This window comes from Rhizobium sp. NFR03 (assembly GCF_900111275.1).
Lineage (GTDB): Bacteria > Pseudomonadota > Alphaproteobacteria > Rhizobiales > Rhizobiaceae > Ferranicluibacter.
In genome coordinates this window covers 1-17736 of the sequence record NZ_FOGR01000010.1, presented here as the reverse complement: position 1 = coordinate 17736, position 17736 = coordinate 1, and the positions used below count along the sequence as shown (strand labels likewise).

The 17736-nt window shown below is 63.2% G+C and carries 17 protein-coding genes; 7 read left to right on the top strand and 10 right to left on the bottom strand.

Features of this window, described 5'->3' with window-relative positions:
- Positions 1-10 precede the first annotated feature (10 nt).
- From BSG19_RS21905 to hisB, 6 genes are all read right to left on the bottom strand, one after another.
- Positions 11-331 carry a phosphoribosyl-ATP diphosphatase gene (locus BSG19_RS21905; RefSeq protein ID WP_092990140.1) on the bottom strand — a complete coding sequence of 107 codons (321 nt, stop codon included), beginning with the start codon at positions 329-331 and terminating at the stop codon, positions 11-13.
- Positions 328-1137, bottom strand: coding sequence for an imidazole glycerol phosphate synthase subunit HisF (gene hisF / locus BSG19_RS21900; protein ID WP_092990139.1), 810 nt, complete (start codon positions 1135-1137; stop codon positions 328-330). The genes BSG19_RS21905 and hisF overlap by 4 nt, the downstream gene beginning before the upstream one ends.
- Positions 1134-1877, bottom strand: coding sequence for a 1-(5-phosphoribosyl)-5-[(5-phosphoribosylamino)methylideneamino]imidazole-4-carboxamide isomerase (gene hisA, locus BSG19_RS21895; protein ID WP_092990138.1), 744 nt, complete (start codon positions 1875-1877; stop codon positions 1134-1136). The genes hisF and hisA overlap by 4 nt, the downstream gene beginning before the upstream one ends.
- Position 1878: 1 nt before the next feature.
- Positions 1879-2529, bottom strand: a complete 651-nt coding sequence (hisH, locus tag BSG19_RS21890) for an imidazole glycerol phosphate synthase subunit HisH (protein WP_092990137.1) — start codon at positions 2527-2529, stop codon at positions 1879-1881.
- The gene (locus BSG19_RS21885) at positions 2529-3011 is read right to left on the bottom strand and encodes a DUF2628 domain-containing protein (RefSeq protein WP_092990136.1); all 483 of its coding nucleotides are present in this window, start codon (positions 3009-3011) and stop codon (positions 2529-2531) included. Before BSG19_RS21885 ends, hisH begins: the two co-directional genes overlap by 1 nt.
- 122 nt (positions 3012-3133) lie before the next feature.
- Positions 3134-3739: an imidazoleglycerol-phosphate dehydratase HisB gene (hisB, locus tag BSG19_RS21880; protein ID WP_092990135.1), complete on the bottom strand. Its 606-nt coding sequence runs from the start codon at positions 3737-3739 to the stop codon at positions 3134-3136.
- Positions 3740-3949: 210 nt separating this feature from the next.
- Between hisB and hslV the strand changes: the two genes are divergently transcribed.
- The 6 genes from hslV to BSG19_RS21850 all read left to right on the top strand — a co-directional run bounded on the left by hslV (position 3950) and on the right by BSG19_RS21850 (position 11168).
- Entirely contained in the window at positions 3950-4507 is a 558-nt protein-coding gene (gene hslV / locus BSG19_RS21875) for an ATP-dependent protease subunit HslV (protein ID WP_092931171.1), read from the top strand.
- Entirely contained in the window at positions 4497-5051 is a 555-nt protein-coding gene (locus tag BSG19_RS21870) for a GNAT family N-acetyltransferase (RefSeq protein WP_092990134.1), read from the top strand. Before hslV ends, BSG19_RS21870 begins: the two co-directional genes overlap by 11 nt.
- The gene (hslU, locus tag BSG19_RS21865) at positions 5048-6355 is read left to right on the top strand and encodes an ATP-dependent protease ATPase subunit HslU (protein WP_092990133.1); all 1308 of its coding nucleotides are present in this window, start codon (positions 5048-5050) and stop codon (positions 6353-6355) included. The genes BSG19_RS21870 and hslU overlap by 4 nt, the downstream gene beginning before the upstream one ends.
- Before the next feature lie 167 nt (positions 6356-6522).
- Positions 6523-7473 carry a DUF1402 family protein gene (locus BSG19_RS21860; protein ID WP_244529378.1) on the top strand — a complete coding sequence of 317 codons (951 nt, stop codon included), beginning with the start codon at positions 6523-6525 and terminating at the stop codon, positions 7471-7473.
- A 40-nt stretch (positions 7474-7513) separates the two neighbouring features.
- Positions 7514-8908 (top strand): cytochrome P450, encoded by a 1395-nt coding sequence (locus BSG19_RS21855; protein ID WP_170866074.1) that lies wholly within the window; start codon positions 7514-7516, stop codon positions 8906-8908.
- A 100-nt stretch (positions 8909-9008) separates the two neighbouring features.
- Positions 9009-11168, top strand: coding sequence for a malate synthase G (locus tag BSG19_RS21850; protein ID WP_092990131.1), 2160 nt, complete (start codon positions 9009-9011; stop codon positions 11166-11168).
- 113 nt (positions 11169-11281) lie between these two features.
- Here the strand turns inward: BSG19_RS21850 and BSG19_RS21845 are convergent, their stop codons facing one another.
- Entirely contained in the window at positions 11282-11953 is a 672-nt protein-coding gene (locus BSG19_RS21845) for a L,D-transpeptidase (RefSeq protein WP_092990130.1), read from the bottom strand.
- A 217-nt stretch (positions 11954-12170) separates the two neighbouring features.
- On the opposite strand from BSG19_RS21845, the gene BSG19_RS21840 reads away from it, so the two are divergent.
- Complete coding sequence (locus BSG19_RS21840; RefSeq protein ID WP_092990129.1) at positions 12171-12701, top strand: MmcB family DNA repair protein; 531 nt, start codon at positions 12171-12173, stop codon at positions 12699-12701.
- Between the two features lie 4 nt (positions 12702-12705).
- On the opposite strand, the gene BSG19_RS21835 is transcribed toward BSG19_RS21840, so the two are convergent.
- The 3 genes from BSG19_RS21835 to hrpB all read right to left on the bottom strand — a co-directional run bounded on the left by BSG19_RS21835 (position 12706) and on the right by hrpB (position 17179).
- Positions 12706-13299: an ActR/PrrA/RegA family redox response regulator transcription factor gene (locus tag BSG19_RS21835; RefSeq protein ID WP_092990243.1), complete on the bottom strand. Its 594-nt coding sequence runs from the start codon at positions 13297-13299 to the stop codon at positions 12706-12708.
- 70 nt (positions 13300-13369) lie between these two features.
- Entirely contained in the window at positions 13370-14704 is a 1335-nt protein-coding gene (locus BSG19_RS21830; RefSeq protein ID WP_092990128.1) for an ActS/PrrB/RegB family redox-sensitive histidine kinase, read from the bottom strand.
- Complete coding sequence (gene hrpB / locus BSG19_RS21825) at positions 14705-17179, bottom strand: ATP-dependent helicase HrpB (protein ID WP_092990242.1); 2475 nt, start codon at positions 17177-17179, stop codon at positions 14705-14707.
- Between the last annotated feature and the right edge of the window lie 557 nt (positions 17180-17736).

Here is a 17736-nt window from a genome sequence, read left to right as displayed (position 1 = left end):
GCCGCAATGGTCACGTCTTTCGGCTCGCCTTCTCCTCAAGGCCTGACCGGACAGTGCGTCCCTCAAGCTCCTCCAGGACCTCCTGTAACGGAACGTCGGCAATTTTCAATACCACCAGCAGGTGATAGAGCAGATCCGCACTCTCGGAAACGAGTTCCCGGCGGTCGCCGGAGACAGCGGCGATGACCGCTTCCACAGCCTCTTCGCCGAGCTTCTTGGCAGCGCGCGCTTGTCCCTTTTCAACGAGTTTGGCGGTCCAGGACGTCTCGGGCGAGGCTTTTGCCCGCTCCGCAACGATGGCTTCGAGATCGGAAAGCGAAAATGCTGTCACAGGATGCTCTCCTCCTGCGCCGAGCCGTCGAGCCGCATGGGAATGCCGCGTTCCGCCATGTAGCGCTTGGCTTCGCCGATGCTGTAGGTGCCGAAATGGAAGATGGAGGCGGCGAGAACGGCGGTGGCATGGCCGTCGCGAATGCCTTCCACCATGTGATCGAGTGTACCGACGCCACCCGACGCGATAACGGGAACCGTTACACGGTCGGCAATGGCGCGGGTCAGCTCGAGGTCGTAGCCGATCTTGCTGCCGTCACGATCCATCGAGGTCACAAGCAGTTCGCCTGCGCCCCGCTCGACCATGCGGGCTGCGAAATCGACCGCGTCGATGCCGGTTGCCGTGCGTCCGCCATGGGTGAAGATTTCCCAGGCGCTGGTGCCCTCCGCCCCCGGCGTCACCCGTCGCTTGGCGTCGATGGAGACGACAATGCACTGGTTGCCGAACTTGTCGGCCGCCTGCGCCACGAAATCGGGATCGCGAACGGCAGCCGAATTAATCGACACCTTGTCTGCGCCGGCCAGCAGCAGCCGGCGGATATCGCCAACGCTACGCACGCCGCCACCGACGGTGAGCGGCATGAAGCAATGTTCGGCGGTGCGCTCCACCACGTCGAAGATCGTGTCGCGGCCGTCCGAAGAGGCGGTGATGTCGAGAAAGCAGAGCTCATCGGCACCGGCTGCGTCATAGGCCTTGGCGGACTCGACCGGGTCTCCGGCATCGATCAGATCGACGAAGCTGACGCCTTTGACGACACGGCCGTCCTTGACGTCGAGGCAGGGTATGACACGAGCCTTGAGGGTCATGCTGCGCGTCCCCTTGCACTGTTGAGAACGGCAAGCGCCTCGGTTGGGTCGATCCGCCCGTCGTAGAGCGCCCGGCCGGAGATCGCGCCTTCGAGCTTGGCCATGTCGGGTGCCGCCAGACGGTGGATATCCTCCATGGAGGCAAGGCCGCCGGAGGCGATGACGGGAATGGCGACCGCATCGGCAAGCGCCAGCGTGCCGGCCCAGTTGATCCCGGCGAGAATGCCGTCGCGATCGATATCGGTATAGATGATGGCCGCAACGCCAGCACCCTCGAAGCGTTGGGCAAGCTCGATCACGCCAAGCTCGGACGCCTCCGCCCAGCCCTCGACGGCGACCTTGCCGCCCTTTGCATCGATGCCGACCGCGACCTTACCGGGAAACAGCCGGCAGGCCTCCTTCACGAGTGCCGGATCGCGCACGGCGACGGTGCCGAGGATGACGCGGGCGAGGCCCTTGGCGAGCCACGTCTCGATATGGGTGAGTGTCCGGATGCCGCCGCCGAGCTGAACCGGATTGGTGGTCGCCTGGAGGATCGCCTCGACGGCCGCACCGTTGACCGTCTCACCGGCGAAGGCGCCGTTGAGATCAACCACGTGCAGCCATTCGAAGCCCTGATCCTGAAAAGCCTTCGCCTGCGCTCCGGGATCCGGATTGTAAACCGTGGCCTCTGCCATGTCGCCGAGCTTGAGGCGCACGCAGGCGCCGTCTTTGAGGTCGATCGCGGGAAAAAGGATCATGTCAGGGCTTCCAGCGCAGGAAATTGGTCAAAAGCGCGAGGCCGAGCGTCTGGCTCTTTTCCGGGTGGAACTGAGCACCTGCCTTGTTCTCATGGGCGACGAAGGCGGTCACGGGTTCGCCATAGGTCGTGGTTGCGACGAGGTCCTCGGGATTCTCGGTTGCAAGATGGTAGGAATGCACGAAATAGGCATGCAACCCATCCGGCCCGGTCGGAATGCCCTCGAAGAGCGTATGCGGCCGGTTGAGGGTCAACGTGTTCCAGCCGATCTGCGGAATTTTCAGCGTGCTATCCGCCGGTTTCATCTCGATGACGTCCCCCTTGATCCAGCCGAAACCCTGCGTCGTCGCCTTCTCCAGCCCGCGCGAGGCCATCAGCTGCATGCCGACGCAGATGCCGAGGAACGGCTTGCCCGCCTTCTCGACACCTTCGATGATGGCTTCGCTCATGCCGGCAACAGCGGAGAGACCGGCCCGGCAATCGGCATAGGCGCCAACGCCCGGCAGCACGATCCGGTCGGCGGTGGCAACGCGGTCCACTTTGTCCGTGAGGTCGATCTCGGCATCGATGCCGGCCTCGCGCGCGGCGCGCTCGAAGGCCTTGGTGGCGGAACGAAGGTTTCCGGATCCGTAATCGATGATCGCAACGCGCATCAGCGGCTCCCGTAGGTGTCGAACAGGCCGAAGCCCGGATTGGCAGGGTCGATGGTCTGGCTATTGTTCCACCCGGGCCCGAGACGCGGCAGAGGCAAGGCGGGATCGGTGGCGAGATCCTGGAGCGTCGCGCCATAGATCGCCTCGGCTGTTTTCAGATCAGGAGCCGGCACGACGGCTGCAAGTGTAAATCCACGTTTTTCCAGCCGATAGGCGAGATAGGTCGGGCCTTCCAGCGCCACGAGAAGCCGCAGCGCCAGTTCGATGAGGATGGCGGCAAGCCCGGCACCGGCCAGTCCGCCAGCCGCCGTCATGGCACTCTGAAGAATGAAGACGGCAATGCCGGCAGCCCATTGACGCTTGAAGAAAAGCCAGAAGGCGGGAAAGACGAAGGCAGGCCAGGCAAAACGGTCGGCGACAAAGATCGCATCCGCGCTGTCGCGCCGCGCGCCGGGCGGGAGATAGACGAGAAACGGTGTCATAGGCAGCCTGCTCTCAACAGATAGGTCTTCTCTCAATCGGAAGTGTCTCGACGTGGCGGCGCATCCTCGGGAATGGGCCGTTTACACGCCTGCCAGCGTCCACATTGCGGAAGAGTGCGGCTTTAGGCCAGCGTTCCCTTGGTGGAAGGAATACGGCCGGCCTGACGGGGATCGATTTCGGTTGCCGTGCGCAGGACACGGGCCACCGCCTTGAAGCACGTCTCGGCGATATGATGGTTGTTCGCGCCGTAGATGTTCTGGATATGCAGCGTGATACCGGCATTCTGCGCCAGCGCGTGGAAGAACTCCCGCACCAGCTCCGTGTCGAACGTTCCGATCTTCGGCGAGGAGAATGCAACGTTCCAGACGAGGAACGGACGCCCGGAAACGTCCACCGCCGCCCGCGTCATCGTCTCGTCCATGGCAAGGTCGATCGACGCGTAGCGCGTAATGCCGCGCCGGTCGCCGAGCGCCTTCGCGATGGCCTGGCCGATGGCGATGCCGGTATCCTCGACAGTGTGATGATCGTCCACGTGAAGGTCGCCCTTCGCCTCGATCGTCATGTCGATCAGGGAATGGCGCGACAGCTGGTCGAGCATATGGTCGAAGAAGCCGACGCCGGTCGAGATGGTCGAGGTCCCGGTGCCGTCGATCGCGACGGACACGGAGACGGACGTCTCGTTGGTCTTGCGGGATATGCTGCCGCTGCGGCCTTCTGCCTCTGCCATCGGGAACTCCGGTCTGTGAAAGTCGCCTGATATCAGGCCGGCCGGCAAATATCCAGCTTCGATTATCCGGGTACGGCTGCTGGCCGCACGGCACGCGCGCACCCTCGACGGCACCCTTTGCAATCGCCGCAGCCATTCTTACATAGATCGCGACATCAAGCATTCAAACGCTCCAGGAACAGTGCCGGAGCGGAAAGCAACAGGACGTTCATGAGCGAACATAACCCCTACGGAACCATGCATGCGACCACGATCATCACCGTGCGCAAGGGCGGCCAGGTGGTCATGGCCGGCGACGGCCAGGTCAGTCTCGGCCAGACAGTCATGAAGGGCAATGCCCGCAAGGTGCGCCGGCTCGGCAAGGGCCAGGTCATCGCGGGCTTCGCCGGCGCCACGGCCGATGCCTTCACGCTTCTCGAGCGGCTCGAAGCCAAGCTGGAACAGTATCCCGACCAGCTGATGCGGGCAGCCGTCGAACTCGCTAAGGACTGGCGGACAAACAAGTACCTGCGCAACCTCGAAGCGATGATGCTGGTCGCCGACAAGTCGATCACGCTGGCGATCACCGGCAATGGCGACGTGCTGGAGCCGGAACACGGTACCATCGCCATCGGTTCGGGTGGCAACTACGCCTATGCCGCCGCCCGCGCGCTGATGGATTCGGATCGCACAGCCGAGGAAATCGCCCGTCGCGCCATGGAGATCGCTGGCGATATCTGCGTCTATACCAACGGCAATATCGTCGTCGAGACGCTGGATGCCGCCTGAGCCCGGCGACCCTTACGTCTTTCGCGCCCTGCGCCACGAGGATTTTCCGCGGCTGGCGCAGTGGCTCGGCGAGCCGCATGTCACCGAATGGTGGGGTGCAGTGGATGTCGAGCTTGCAGCCATCGCCCGAGCGATGAAGGCGCAAGCGATGAAGGCACAAGCTATGAAGACGGGGGAGACGAAGCCGATGATCGTGGAGTGGAACGAACGGCCGATCGCCTACCTCCAGACCTACGATCCGCACGGCGAGGCGGACCATCCCTATCGCGACCAGCCGGCAGGAACGATCGGTCTCGACATGTTGATCGGCTTGGGCGAGGAAACCGGCAGAGGCCATGGCGGCCGAATAGCCGCCAGCCTTGCGGCCCGGCTATTCGCCGATGGCACCAAGCGCATCGTCATAGATCCGCACCCCGAGAATTCCCGCGCGATCCGGGCTTATGAGAAAGCCGGATTCCGCTTCGTCGACCAGCGTCACAGCCTTTACGGTCCGGCCCATCTCATGGCGCTGGATGCCCAGATTGAAGAAACGGATACAGTATGACAACCTTTTCCCCCCGCGAGATCGTTTCCGAACTCGACCGCTACATCATCGGCCAGCACGATGCGAAACGCGCCGTTGCTATCGCCCTTCGCAACCGCTGGCGCCGCCAGCAGCTTCCCGACGAGCTGCGCGATGAGGTGATGCCGAAGAACATTCTGATGATCGGACCGACCGGTGTCGGCAAGACGGAGATTTCGCGGCGCCTCGCCAAGCTCGCAGGCGCCCCCTTCATCAAGGTCGAGGCTACGAAATTCACCGAAGTCGGCTATGTCGGGCGCGATGTCGAACAGATCATCCGCGATCTGGTCGAGGTCGGCATCGGCCTCGTGCGCGAGAAGAAGCGCGGCGAGGTCAAGGCGAAGGCGCACCAGAATGCCGAGGAGCGTGTGCTCGACGCGCTGGTCGGCAGCACCGCCTCGCCCGCCACCCGCGACAGCTTCCGCCGCAAGCTGCGCGACAACGAGTTGGACGACAAGGAAATCGACATCGAGGTCGCGGACACGGCGAGCCCCGGCGGCGGCTTCGAGATCCCCGGCATGCCCGGCGCCAATATCGGCGTGCTCAACCTGTCGGAAATGTTCGGCAAGGCCATGGGTGCCCGCACGAAGAAGGTGCGCACGACGGTCAAGCAGTCCTACGCGCTCCTGATCGACGACGAATCCGACAAGTTGCTCGACAATGAGCAGATCCAGCGCGAAGCCGTTCGCTCGGCAGAGAACGACGGCATCGTCTTTCTGGACGAAATCGACAAGATCGCAGCACGTGACGGCGGCATGGGCGCCGGCGTGTCGCGCGAAGGCGTGCAGCGCGACCTGCTGCCGCTGGTCGAGGGCACCACGGTCGCGACGAAATACGGGCCTGTGAAGACGGACCACATCCTCTTTATCGCGTCCGGCGCTTTCCATGTGTCGAAGCCATCCGATCTTCTGCCCGAACTTCAGGGCCGCCTCCCGATCCGGGTGGAACTGAAGGCGCTGACCAAGGAAGACTTCCGCCGCATCCTGACGGAAACCGAGGCGAGCCTGATCCGCCAGTACAAGGCGCTGCTGGAAACCGAAGGCGTCGTCCTCGACTTCTCCGACGATGCGCTCGATGCGCTGGCGGATGTCGCGGTGCATCTGAATTCGAGTGTCGAGAACATCGGCGCGCGTCGCCTGCAGACGGTCATGGAACGCGTGCTCGACGAAATCTCGTTTGCCGCGCCGGATAAGTCGGGCGAGGAACTGAACATCGATGCCGAATATGTGCGCAAGCATGTTGGCGATCTCGCTGCCAACACGGACCTCTCGCGCTACATCCTCTGACGAACCGCTGGGCCGCTACCTTCGCGCCGCTGCATCGACGTAGAGGAAGCGGTTGCAGAGAGGCCTGGAATGGCGGAGGAATGCAGGATCATGCCCGGTGGCATGATTCCGACACCTTTACGCCGCATCACGTGCGCGAACCGCCGCACCGTTTGGAGACTGAAGCCTTGCGCAAACTCGTTCCCGTTCTCGCCCTCATAACCGCCCTGATCGCCTCGGGCGCGCCGGCGAGAGCGGAGATACGCGTCATGCCGGAGGGCAACCGCAATGCGGAGCAGCCCTCGGTGCCCGGCGCATCGGTTCGCCGCACCAAGGCGGGAAAGTCGACATTCGACGCAAAGTACGAGAAGGTCCGCCAGCTTCTGGCAACCGACAGCAAGCTGATGGGCAAGATCAAGTCCACGGCGCGCGCCTATGGCATCGATCCGATCCATATGGTCGGCGCCATCGTCGGCGAACACACCTATAATGTCGACGCCTATGACCGGCTGCAATCCTACTACGTCAAGGCGGCGGCCTATGCCGGCGACAGCTTCCGTTTCGCCTATGAGGGTGAATCGGTTGCCGATTTCGTTGATCGCCCGCAATTTTCCGTCTGCGCGGACAAGAAGGGGTCCTACGCCCTCTGGAGCTGCCGCGAAAGCGTCTGGGACAAGACGTTCCGCGGCGAGACGGTGGGGGGAACATCGTTTCCGAACAACCGATTCTCTGCTGTCTTCTTCCAGCCCTTCTATGCCGGCCAGACCTTCGGCCTCGGCCAGATCAATCCGCTGACGGCCCTGATGATGACCGACACCGTTGCGCGGGTATCCGGTTATGAGCGGCTGGACGAAAACAGTGCGGCCGAGGTCTACAAGGCGATCATGGATCCCGATCAGTCGCTCGCCTACATGGCCGCCGTCATCCGCCACTCCATCGACGTCTACCGTTCTGTGGCCGACATCGATATCTCCAACAATCCCGGCATCACCGCGACGCTCTACAACATCGGCAATCCGGACCAGCGTGCAGCGGCGCTCGCAGCGAAGAACCGCTCGGGCACGGTGGAATGGCCGGAGGAAAATTATTATGGCTGGCTGGTGAACGAGAAGCTGCCGGAACTGAAGGCGCTTCTCTGAACGTAAGGCCGGCCTCTACAATCAAAGGCCAGAACTGCCCATGGACATGATCTCACGACCCTTCGAGCCGCCGGCCCCTGTGCCGCGTGCGAAGGACCTCTCCAAGTTCGAGGTTCTCAGGACGGTTCTGCGAAACCCGCTCGAGCTCTGGAGCGAGCAGTCCTATACGCTGCCCTGGATCGAGACGCGGTTCGTCAACCAGGATACGCTGATCGTCAACGATCCCGGGCTCATCCGCTATATTCTCGTTGAAAATGTTGCGAACTACGAAATGTCGGAGGTTCGGCGGCTCGTGCTGCGGCCGATCCTGCGCGATGGGCTGCTGACGGCCGAAGGTCCGACATGGAAGCGGACCCGCAAGGCGGTGGCGCCGGTGTTTACCCCACGTCACGCCAAGGGGTTTGCCGACAAGATGCTCTCGACCTGCGAGCATTACGCCAGCCGCTACGATCGCGCCGTTGATACGCAAGGTGTGGTCGATATCGCCACCGACATGACGGAACTGACCTACGATATTCTCGCGGAGACCTTGTTCTCCGGGCAGATTGCTGCGGAAACCGAGAGTTTTACGAGGGATGTCGAGAAGCTGCTCGGCAGCATGGGTCGTGTCGATCCCATGGACATGCTGCTCGCGCCGCCCTGGGTTCCACGCATCACGCGCTGGGGCAGCGGCAAGCTGATGCGCCGCTTCGGGACGGTGGTGACGGCCACTATGCAAGAGCGCCGTCGGCAGATGAGCGCCCACCCCGACACGGTGCCGCAGGATTTCCTGACGCTCCTTCTGGAACGGGAAGGACCGGACGGGCTGCATGCCGACGAGATCGCCGACAATATTCTCACCTTCATCGGCGCCGGTCACGAGACCACGGCCCGCGCGCTCGCCTGGACGTTCTACTGTATTGCCCACGCGCCGGAATTCCGCGCGCTGATGGAGGCGGAAATCGACCGTGTCGTCGCAGACGGCACGGACCCGGTCGATTGGCTGGAGAACATGCCGCATGTTCGCGCCGCCTTTGAGGAATCCATGCGGCTCTACCCCCCGGCGCCCTCGATCAACCGGGCAGCCATCGAGGCCGACAGCTGGACGTCACCAAGCGGCGAACGAATCGATATCGCCAAGGGCGTCTCGGTGCTTGTCATGCCCTGGACGCTCCACCGCCATACGCTTTACTGGGAAAGGCCGCGCGCCTTCGTGCCGCAGCGGTTCCTGCCCGACAACCGCGAGAGCCTGCACCGCTTCCAGTATCTGCCCTTCGGCGCCGGTCCGCGCGTCTGCATCGGCGCGACGTTCGCCTTGCAGGAGGCGGTTATCGCGCTCGGCGTGCTGATGAAAACCTACCGCTTCGACGTGACGACGCAAACCAAGCCCTGGCCGGTGCAACGGCTGACGACGCAGCCGCAAGGCGGCATCCCCATGCGGGTCACGCGGCGATGAAAGACCCGCAAGGGTTTCCTTCATGATCAGAAAACGTTGACTTCACGGCGCTCGTGCGGACATTGCAATGCACGCAACGGGGAAAGAGCGAGGAGATCTCATGAGCCGCATCGATATACAGGGTTTGCAGATCGAACAGGGCCTTCACGCCTTCATCGTCAACGAGGCGTTGCCGGGGACGGGGATCGAGGCCGAGGGCTTCTTCGAAAGCTTCTCTGCGATCGTCCATGATCTCGCGCCGAAAAACCGGGCCTTGCTGCAGGTTCGCGATGCGTTGCAGGAGAAAATCGATGCCTGGTACCGTGAAAATGGCGTGCCGGTCGATCTGAAGGCCTATACCGACTTCCTGACCGAGATCGGCTATCTTTTGCCCGACGGTCCGGATTTCACCGTTTCGACTGACAACGTCGATCCGGAGATCGCCGCGATCGCCGGTCCGCAGCTTGTCGTTCCCGTCATGAACGCGCGTTATGCGCTCAACGCCGCGAATGCGCGCTGGGGCTCGCTCTACGATGCGCTCTACGGCACGGATGCGATTTCCGATGAGGGCGGCGCGGAGAAGGGCAAGGCCTACAACCCGGCGCGCGGCCGCAAGGTCATCGCCTGGGCGCGCAACTTCCTCGATGAGAGCGCCCCTCTGGAAGGTGCCAACTGGACCGATCTCCGCTCGATCTCGGTTGCGGACGGTCGTCTGGTCCTCAATGACGGAGCGCTTTCGTTGAAGGACCCGGCCCAGTTCGCCGGCTTCACGGGCGACGCCGCAGCGCCCGCATCGATCTTCCTCACGCGCAACGCGCTGCATGTCCAGATCGTTATCGACGCCACGACCGCGATCGGTGCCGATGATCCGGCGCATATTTCCGATGTCGTGCTCGAATCCGCCATCACCGCGATCATGGATTGCGAGGACTCCGTTGCCGCCGTCGATGCCGAAGACAAGACGCTGATCTACCGCAACTGGCTCGGCCTGATGGACGGCACTCTTGCCGAAGAGGTTGCCAAGGGCGGTCGCAGCTTTACCCGCAGGCTCAATCCGGATGTTACCCTGACAGCGCCCGATAGCAGCGAAACCACGCTGAAGGGCCGCGCGCTGATGCTCGTGCGCAATGTCGGCCACCTCATGACCAATCCGGCGATCCTCGACCGCGACGGCAACGAGGTTCCCGAAGGCATCATGGATGCCGTGATCACGGCGCTGATCGCGCTTCGGGACATCGGTCCGGCCGGTCGCCGCATGAATTCGCGCGAAGGCTCGATGTATGTCGTCAAGCCGAAGATGCATGGTCCCGACGAAGTCGCCTTCGCCTGCGAGATCTTCACGCGCGTCGAAGAGGCGCTGGGCATGGCGCCGAACACGATCAAGATGGGCATCATGGACGAAGAGCGTCGCACGACGGTCAACCTCAAGGCCTGCATTCGCGCCGCCCGCGAGCGTGTCGTGTTCATCAATACAGGCTTCCTCGACCGCACGGGCGATGAAATCCATACATCCATGGAAGCCGGCCCGATGATCCGCAAGGGCGACATGAAACAGGCCGCCTGGATTGCGGCCTATGAAAACTGGAATGTCGACATCGGCCTTGCCTGCGGTCTTGCCGGACATGCCCAGATCGGCAAGGGCATGTGGGCCATGCCGGACCTGATGGCGGCCATGCTGGAGCAGAAGATCGCCCATCCCAAGGCCGGAGCCAACACCGCCTGGGTTCCCTCGCCGACGGCAGCCACCCTCCACGCGACGCATTATCACACGGTCGATGTCGCTGAGGTCCAGAAGGGACTGACGAGCCGCCCGCGCGCCCGGCTCGAGGATATCCTGTCCATTCCCGTGGCCACCCGCCCGAACTGGACGCCGGAAGAAATCCAGCGCGAACTCGACAACAATGCGCAGGGGATACTCGGCTATGTCGTGCGCTGGATCGATCAGGGTGTCGGCTGCTCCAAGGTGCCCGACATCAACAATATCGGCCTGATGGAAGATCGCGCCACGCTGCGCATTTCCGCCCAGCATATGGCGAACTGGCTGCATCACGGCGTCGTTTCTGCGGAGCAGGTCACCGAGACGCTGAAGCGCATGGCTGGTATCGTCGACGGCCAGAATGCTGCTGATGCCGTCTATCGGCCGATGGCTGCGGATTTCGAGGGCTCGATTGCCTTCCAGGCCGCACTCGATCTCGTCTTCAAGGGCCGCGAACAGCCGAACGGCTATACCGAACCTGTCCTGCACCGCCGCCGCCTTGAACTGAAAGCGGCCTCGCAATAGAAAGGCCATCCGAGCGGGGTGTTCGCAGCCGGTACAACGGCATGAGATGCGCATAAAAAAAACCGGAGCAATCCGGGTTTTTTTGGGATGGCGAAGACGCCGCGAGCGGCGGATTACTGCTGAACGACGACCAGCGTGTTCTTGCCCGGGCGAACGCGGGAATAGAGATCGATGATATCCTGGTTCATCAGGCGGATGCAGCCCGAAGACGCAGCCGTACCGATCGAGTTCCATTCGGGTGTCCCGTGCAGGCGGAACAGCGTGTCCTTGCCTTCGTCATTGAAGAGATAAAGCGCCCGCGCACCGAGCGGATTGCGCAGGCCCGGGCCCATGCCGGACTCGACATATTGGGCGACGTCGGGACGGCGCTGCGCCATTTCCTTCGGCGGATGCCATGTCGGCCATTCCTGTTTCCACGCCACATAGGCGCGGCCCTGCCAGGCGAAGCCCTGCTTGCCGACGCCGATCCCGTAACGAACGGCCTTGCCGCCGGGCAGCACGTAATACAAGAAGCGGTTCGGCGTGTTGACCACGACCGTCCCGACCGGCTCGTTCGTTGCGTAATCGACGATCTGGCGATGGAAGCGCTGGTCGACGCGGTTGATCGGGATCGCCGGAAGCGCATAACCATGATCCTCGACCGGTCCGTAGCCATCGGAGAAGATCTGGTTGGTCGCGACATGCTGGATCGGCGAATTGGACGCGGTGACGGGCGCCGTGGAGCAACCGGCCAGAGCGACGCTTGCCAGAAGGCTGCACAGGAAGAATGCGTTGCGGGTGCGCATGAGAATCTCTTAAAAGGAAGCGAAGGACGGCTCGAGTGGTTCGACCATCAGCCACTACGCTTATTTTCCATTCGCCGGGTCCTTGCAAGGGAATGCGCTGCAGCACGAAGATCTGCCGATTCAAATTCGCCGTGGATGGTTTTTTTGCAACAAGAGCCACGATCCCCGGCATTTGAGATCCTCGGCGTTTGAAGCGCATGCCAGACAGGAAGATGCCATGCCGATCGTTTCGCTCCACGCCACCACGCCGCTCGTCGATGGACGCCAGTCCCGCCGTGCGATGCTGGTCCGCCGCGGCCTGCAACGCTATCTCTATGATCTGCGACACGCGGTCATGCCGGAACTGACGCTGGCTGGCGGCCGCAGGGCCGATCTTGCCTCGATTTCACCGAAAGGCGAGATCTGGATCGTCGAGATCAAGACGTCGATCGAGGATTTCAGGGTCGATCGGAAATGGCCGGATTACAGGCTGCATTGCGACAGACTGTTCTTCGCCACGCATGCGGAGGTTCCGCTCGACATCTTCCCGGACGATTGCGGCCTGTTCCTCTCGGATGGCTACGGCGCCGACATGATCCGCGATGCGCCGGAGCACCGGCTCTCGGCTCCGCAACGCAAATCGGTCACGCTCAATTTCGCCCGGGCCGCAGCCCAACGGCTCATGCTTGCGGAATGGTGCGTCGGTGGCGCGGGCGATGCTTCGCCGTTGCAGGACATCATGTCGGGCGCGCAGGACGGCGAACTCTGACGTCCTATTTCGGCGCCCGCTTTGCGAGGATCCGCTGCAGCGTCCGCCGGTGCATGTTCAGCCGGCGGGCCGTTTCCGACACATTGCGTTCGCAGATCTCGAACACCCGCTGGATATGCTCCCAGCGCACGCGGTCGGCCGACATCGGGTTTTCCGGCAGTTCCGCCTTGTCGCCATCGCTCTGGACGAGGGCGTTGTAGACCTCGTCGGCATCCGCGGGTTTCGACAGATAGTCCACCGCACCGAGCTTTACCGCGTTCACGGCGGTCGCGATATTGCCGTATCCGGTCAGCATGATGATGCGCGTGTCGTCCCGGCAGCCGCGGATCGCTTCGATCACGTCGAGGCCGCTGCCGTCGCCGAGCCGCAGATCGACCACCGCATATTTCGGCGGATGCCGCTTTGCCTGGGCGATGCCATCGGCAACCGATTCGGCGATCTCGACCGTAAAGCCGCGCAACTCCATCGCCCGCGCCAGCCGGCGCACGAACGGTCCGTCATCATCGACGATCAGCAGCGACGGATCAGGACCGATCGCCTGGTCAACGGCTTGTCCAACATTCTCGCCGGCCACCCCGGCATCGGCTCTCTCGCTCATGGCGCGATCCTTCATGTCTCTCTTGGGGAATAGATAAGGATCGGCTACGCCGTGGGAAAGGCGCAACCGTTCATTTCGCCGGCTTGGTGTCCATCAGATGCCGCGGCCATTCGACGCTGACACGCGCTCCCGGCTTCTCCGGCCCGCCATTTTCGAAGGCAAGCGTCGCGCCGGACCGCTCCAGCAGCGTCTTGGCGATGAACAGCCCGAGCCCGAGCCCGCCTGCGGTATCGTCCCGCTGCCGCCGCGTAACGTAGGGTTCGCCGATGCGGCTCAAAATATCGGGCGCATAGCCATCGCCATCGTCCTCGATCGTCACCGAGACACGTCCGGCCGAGTGCTTCACGGTCACGACGACCTCGGTCTTTGCATAATCCACGGCATTTTCGACCAGATTGCCGAGACCGTAGAGAATGCCGGCATTGCGCGTACCCACCGGTTCCCCCTTGCGACCTGACGCCTCCACCAGCTTGATCTCGATGTCGAATTCCCGATGCGGCGCCAGCACCTCCTCGATCATCGAGGACAGCGGCAGATAGCGCATATGGGCCTCGTCATTGGAGGAGAGCGTCGTCAATCGCCGCAGGATGTCGCGGCATCGTTCGCTCTGGCTGCGCAGAAGCTGGACGTCCTCGCCAAATTTCGGATCGTTTCCGAGTTCACGCTCCATTTCCTTCGCCACGACGCTGATGGTCGCCAGCGGCGTGCCGAGCTCATGCGCGGCCGCTGCTGCCAGCCCATCGAGCTGCGACAGATGTTGCTCGCGCTGGAGCACAAGCTCGGTTGCGGCCAGAGCCTCGGCCAGCTCGCTCGCCTCCAGCGAAACGCGATAGGCATAGAAGGCGGCAAAGGCCGTGGTCGAGACGATGGCAAACCAGAATCCCACCATGAGTGCCGGCGGCACCACGAGCACAGCGCCATCGTACCAGGGCAGGGGATAGGGCGAAAAGGCAAGCGCCGTGACGCCTGCCACCGCCAGAAGCGCAAGCGCGACACTGTACCATTTCGGCTGGGAGGCCGAGGAGATGATCACCGGAACCGAGACGAGCGGCGCGAACGGATTGGCAATGCCCCCGGTCATATAGAGAAGGGCTGTCAGCTGCGCGAGGTCGATGCCGAGAAGCGTAAAGGCTGCGACCGGATGGAGCCGGTGCGCGGGTGGATAGCGCAGCGTCAGATAGATGTTGACGACGGCAAGAAGCGCGATCAGCAGGAAACAGGCGATCAGCGGCATCGGAAACCGCAGCCACAGTGCCACGATGATGATGGCGATCGACTGCCCGGCCACCGCCAGCCAGCGCAGCCGCACGATGGTTTGCAGCCGCAGCGAGCGGCTGGCGGTCGGATCGTCCGGCTCGCGTGATCCGGTGGCTGCGGTTTCCAGGGCCGTGTCCTGATGTGCCATTCACGTTCCCCTTGGTTTGGCGCGCGCCGTCGGCGCGGCCTGTGCCGGGTCTTCCGGCCAAGCGTGCCTGGGATAGCGCCCGCGCATCTCCGCGCGCACCTCCTTCCAGGAGCCCGTCCAGAAACCCGGCAGATCCCGTGTCGTCTGAATGGGCCGCTGGCCGGGTGATACGAGTTCCAGAAGCAGCGGTATACGCCCTCCGCCGATGGACGGATGCACGGTCAGCCCGAACAGCTCCTGCACCCGGATCGACAGCACAGGCTCGTCGCCATCATAGCGGATCGGATGACGGTTGCCGGTCGGCGCTTCGAAATGCGTCGGCACGAGCGTTGCGAGATCTCTCGATGCGCCGGGAACAAGCGACATCAGGCCCTGCGTCAGGCTGCCCGGCTCGATCTCGCTCAATCCTCGCGCATCCGTCTGAAAGGGAACGAACCAGTCGTCAAGCCGGGCGAGAAGAGCTGCATCGGAGACATCGGGCCACGGGTCTCCCAGTGTCCGGTTCAAAAACCCCATCCGGTCCCGCAGCTGGCGTCCCTCCTTTGAGAATGGAAGCACGTCCAGCCCCAGCATCTGCACACCTTCCGCAAGCGCGCGCGCCGCATCCGCCCCGGCCGGCCGCGCCATCGGCGTCTCCTCCAGCACGATGGCGCCGATCCGCGTCACGCGTCGCGCCCGCACCTGCCGGCTCTGACGGTCGAAAAAGGTCTCGTTCCCGGTTTTGATCGCGGACGGCAAGTGCTCCTCGACATCCTCGAGACGAATCTCGGCAGCCGAGAGAATCCGGTGCCGCCCGGCAGACCCGGTCACATCGGCAATCACGAGCATTGTGGCGCCGGACAGCCGCTCGGTTTCCGCAAGCTCGGCGCCGCGCCCGTTCGCCATCACGAACCGCCCGCGCCCGCCCCGTTGCAGCGCGATCCGGTCGGGAAACGCGCGGATCAACAGGGCGCCGGCGAGCACCGGCCCCGCCGACGCGTTGCGCGAGACGCCAATCCCCGATGCCATGCGCCGTGCAAGCCCGCGCGCCGCTTCACCCCGCGAGCTTCGGTCGCTACGAAATTGCCGCAGCCGATCTTCCAGATCGACCGACGTTCCCCCGAGACCCTGCTCCGTCAGAAGTACCGCGATCTCGCAGGCTGCCATCCCCTGGCCCTCGCCGGCCGCACCCACCGCCATGGCCGCAAGCCTAGGCGGAAAGGCGAGTCTGCGTATCTGCTGGCCCGCCTCCGTTAGTCTCCCCTCGGCATCCACAGCGCCAAGCGAGGCCAGCAAGGCTCGCGCCTCGCGCCACGCCGGCGCTGGCGGAGCATCGAGAAAGAACATGGAGGACGGGTCGGCCACCCCCCAATGTGCCAGATCGAGCACCAGACCGGAGAGATCGCTGGCCAGAATCTGCGGCGGCGTGAAGGCAGGTAGTGCCGCCGTCTGCCCCGGATGCCAGAGCCGGATGGCGATGCCGGGCTCCGTCCGCCCCGCGCGACCGGCTCGCTGATCGGCCGAGGCCTTGGAAACGCGCACGGTTTCCAGCCGGGTGATTCCGGTTGCCGCCTCATAGGCCGGCAGGCGCTGCAGCCCGCTATCGACAACGATCCGCACGCCGTCGATGGTGATCGACGTCTCCGCGATTGAGGTTGCCAGCACCACCTTCCGCTGTCCGCCGGCAACGGGCCGGATCGCGCGATCCTGCTCGGCCTGGCTCAGCGTTCCATAGAGACCGATGATATCGGTTGTTGCAGGCAGGCGCCCCTCCAGCCGCTCGATCGTCCGCTTGATCTCCGCCTGGCCCGGGAGAAAGGCGAGGATCGAGCCCTCTTCACTTCGGTGTGCCTCGATGATCGCCCGCGCCACGGCATCCTCGATCCGCTCGTTGGGCAATCGTTCGCCGTGGCGGATGTCGATCGGGAAGCTTCGGCCATGGCTCTCGATGACGGGGGGATGGCCGAGCAACGCCGCTACCCGTTCGACGTCGAGCGTCGCAGACATCACGAGAATGCGCAGATCGTCCCGCAAGGCGGCGCGCACATCGAGCGCCAGCGCTAGTCCCACATCCGCATCGAGCGACCGCTCGTGGAATTCATCGAAGAGAACGGCCGCAACACCCGTCAGCTCGGGATCGTCGAGAACCATGCGCGCGAAAACGCCCTCCGTCACGACCTCGATCCGCGTCCGCGCGGAAATGCGACTGTCGAGCCGCATCCGATACCCGACCCGTTCACCGATCTCTTCGGAGAGAAGAGACGCGATTCGTCCGGCTGCAGCCCGTGCAGCAAGCCGCCGCGGCTCCAGAAGAATGATCCGACCGTCTCCCCTCCACGGAGCATCGAGCAGAAACGGCGGCACAAGCGTGGTCTTGCCGGCGCCCGGTGGCGCAGAGAGTACGGCAACGCCACTCTCGGAAAGCGCGGTGCCGATCTCGCGCAGGACGGCTTTGACAGGAAGGTCGGGAAGGGAAGCAAAAACAGGCTCGGTCATGCGGCCATAATACAGGGAGGTGACAGAAAGTGCACGAAGCTGGCGCACACATCCAAAGCACTGATGACCGATGCGGCCAGACACAACCCTCCGAACGCGGAAAAGCTGATTCCCCGAGCTTGTCGCAGCCAAAAAAGAAGCTGAACGCAGCCAAAGAGGTTATGCAATCCGAAAACGATGAAATTACAGTCGGTTACAAGAAATGTCATTTTTTTGAAACACAGCTGTTGACGAAACCTCATGCTCGGATCTATAAACCGCACACCAACGAGGGCGGCGGCGCTGCTGGCGACCAACGAACTCGCTCTGAAGTTTCTTGACTTTGTGGCGGCTTGGCGGTTTCGGGCAGATGTGCTTGAGGCTCTTGGCGGTGAGATTTTGCGGTGTTTGGGCTTTTGGGCTTTGGGCATTTGCGGTTTGGACGGGCTTTAGGTCTGTCGGTTTTTTGACAATTGAAGATGAGAAAGAGAAACGTGGGCGGCGGATGTTGCGCGGATCGGGAAGGGTTTTCGGATCTGGACCGGTTCATGGAATAGACTTCGACGGTCACGTTTTTG

Excerpts from the sequence above, each read along its gene's own strand:
- BSG19_RS21850 (WP_092990131.1), top strand. The coding sequence starts at position 9,009 with ATGAGCCGCATCGATATACAGGGTTTGCAGATCGAACAGGGCCTTCAC.
- BSG19_RS21885 (WP_092990136.1), bottom strand. The coding sequence starts at position 3,011 with ATGACACCGTTTCTCGTCTATCTCCCGCCCGGCGCGCGGCGCGACAGC.
- BSG19_RS21870 (WP_092990134.1), top strand. The coding sequence starts at position 4,497 with ATGCCGCCTGAGCCCGGCGACCCTTACGTCTTTCGCGCCCTGCGCCAC.
- BSG19_RS21855 (WP_170866074.1), top strand. The coding sequence starts at position 7,514 with ATGGACATGATCTCACGACCCTTCGAGCCGCCGGCCCCTGTGCCGCGT.
- BSG19_RS21830 (WP_092990128.1), bottom strand. The coding sequence starts at position 14,704 with ATGGCACATCAGGACACGGCCCTGGAAACCGCAGCCACCGGATCACGC.
- BSG19_RS21835 (WP_092990243.1), bottom strand. The coding sequence starts at position 13,299 with ATGAGCGAGAGAGCCGATGCCGGGGTGGCCGGCGAGAATGTTGGACAA.
- hslV (WP_092931171.1), top strand. The coding sequence starts at position 3,950 with ATGAGCGAACATAACCCCTACGGAACCATGCATGCGACCACGATCATC.
- hisA (WP_092990138.1), bottom strand. The coding sequence starts at position 1,877 with ATGATCCTTTTTCCCGCGATCGACCTCAAAGACGGCGCCTGCGTGCGC.
- BSG19_RS21845 (WP_092990130.1), bottom strand. The coding sequence starts at position 11,953 with ATGCGCACCCGCAACGCATTCTTCCTGTGCAGCCTTCTGGCAAGCGTC.
- hslU (WP_092990133.1), top strand. The coding sequence starts at position 5,048 with ATGACAACCTTTTCCCCCCGCGAGATCGTTTCCGAACTCGACCGCTAC.
- hrpB (WP_092990242.1), bottom strand. The coding sequence starts at position 17,179 with ATGACCGAGCCTGTTTTTGCTTCCCTTCCCGACCTTCCTGTCAAAGCC.
- hisB (WP_092990135.1), bottom strand. The coding sequence starts at position 3,739 with ATGGCAGAGGCAGAAGGCCGCAGCGGCAGCATATCCCGCAAGACCAAC.
- BSG19_RS21840 (WP_092990129.1), top strand. The coding sequence starts at position 12,171 with ATGCCGATCGTTTCGCTCCACGCCACCACGCCGCTCGTCGATGGACGC.
- hisF (WP_092990139.1), bottom strand. The coding sequence starts at position 1,137 with ATGACCCTCAAGGCTCGTGTCATACCCTGCCTCGACGTCAAGGACGGC.
- hisH (WP_092990137.1), bottom strand. The coding sequence starts at position 2,529 with ATGCGCGTTGCGATCATCGATTACGGATCCGGAAACCTTCGTTCCGCC.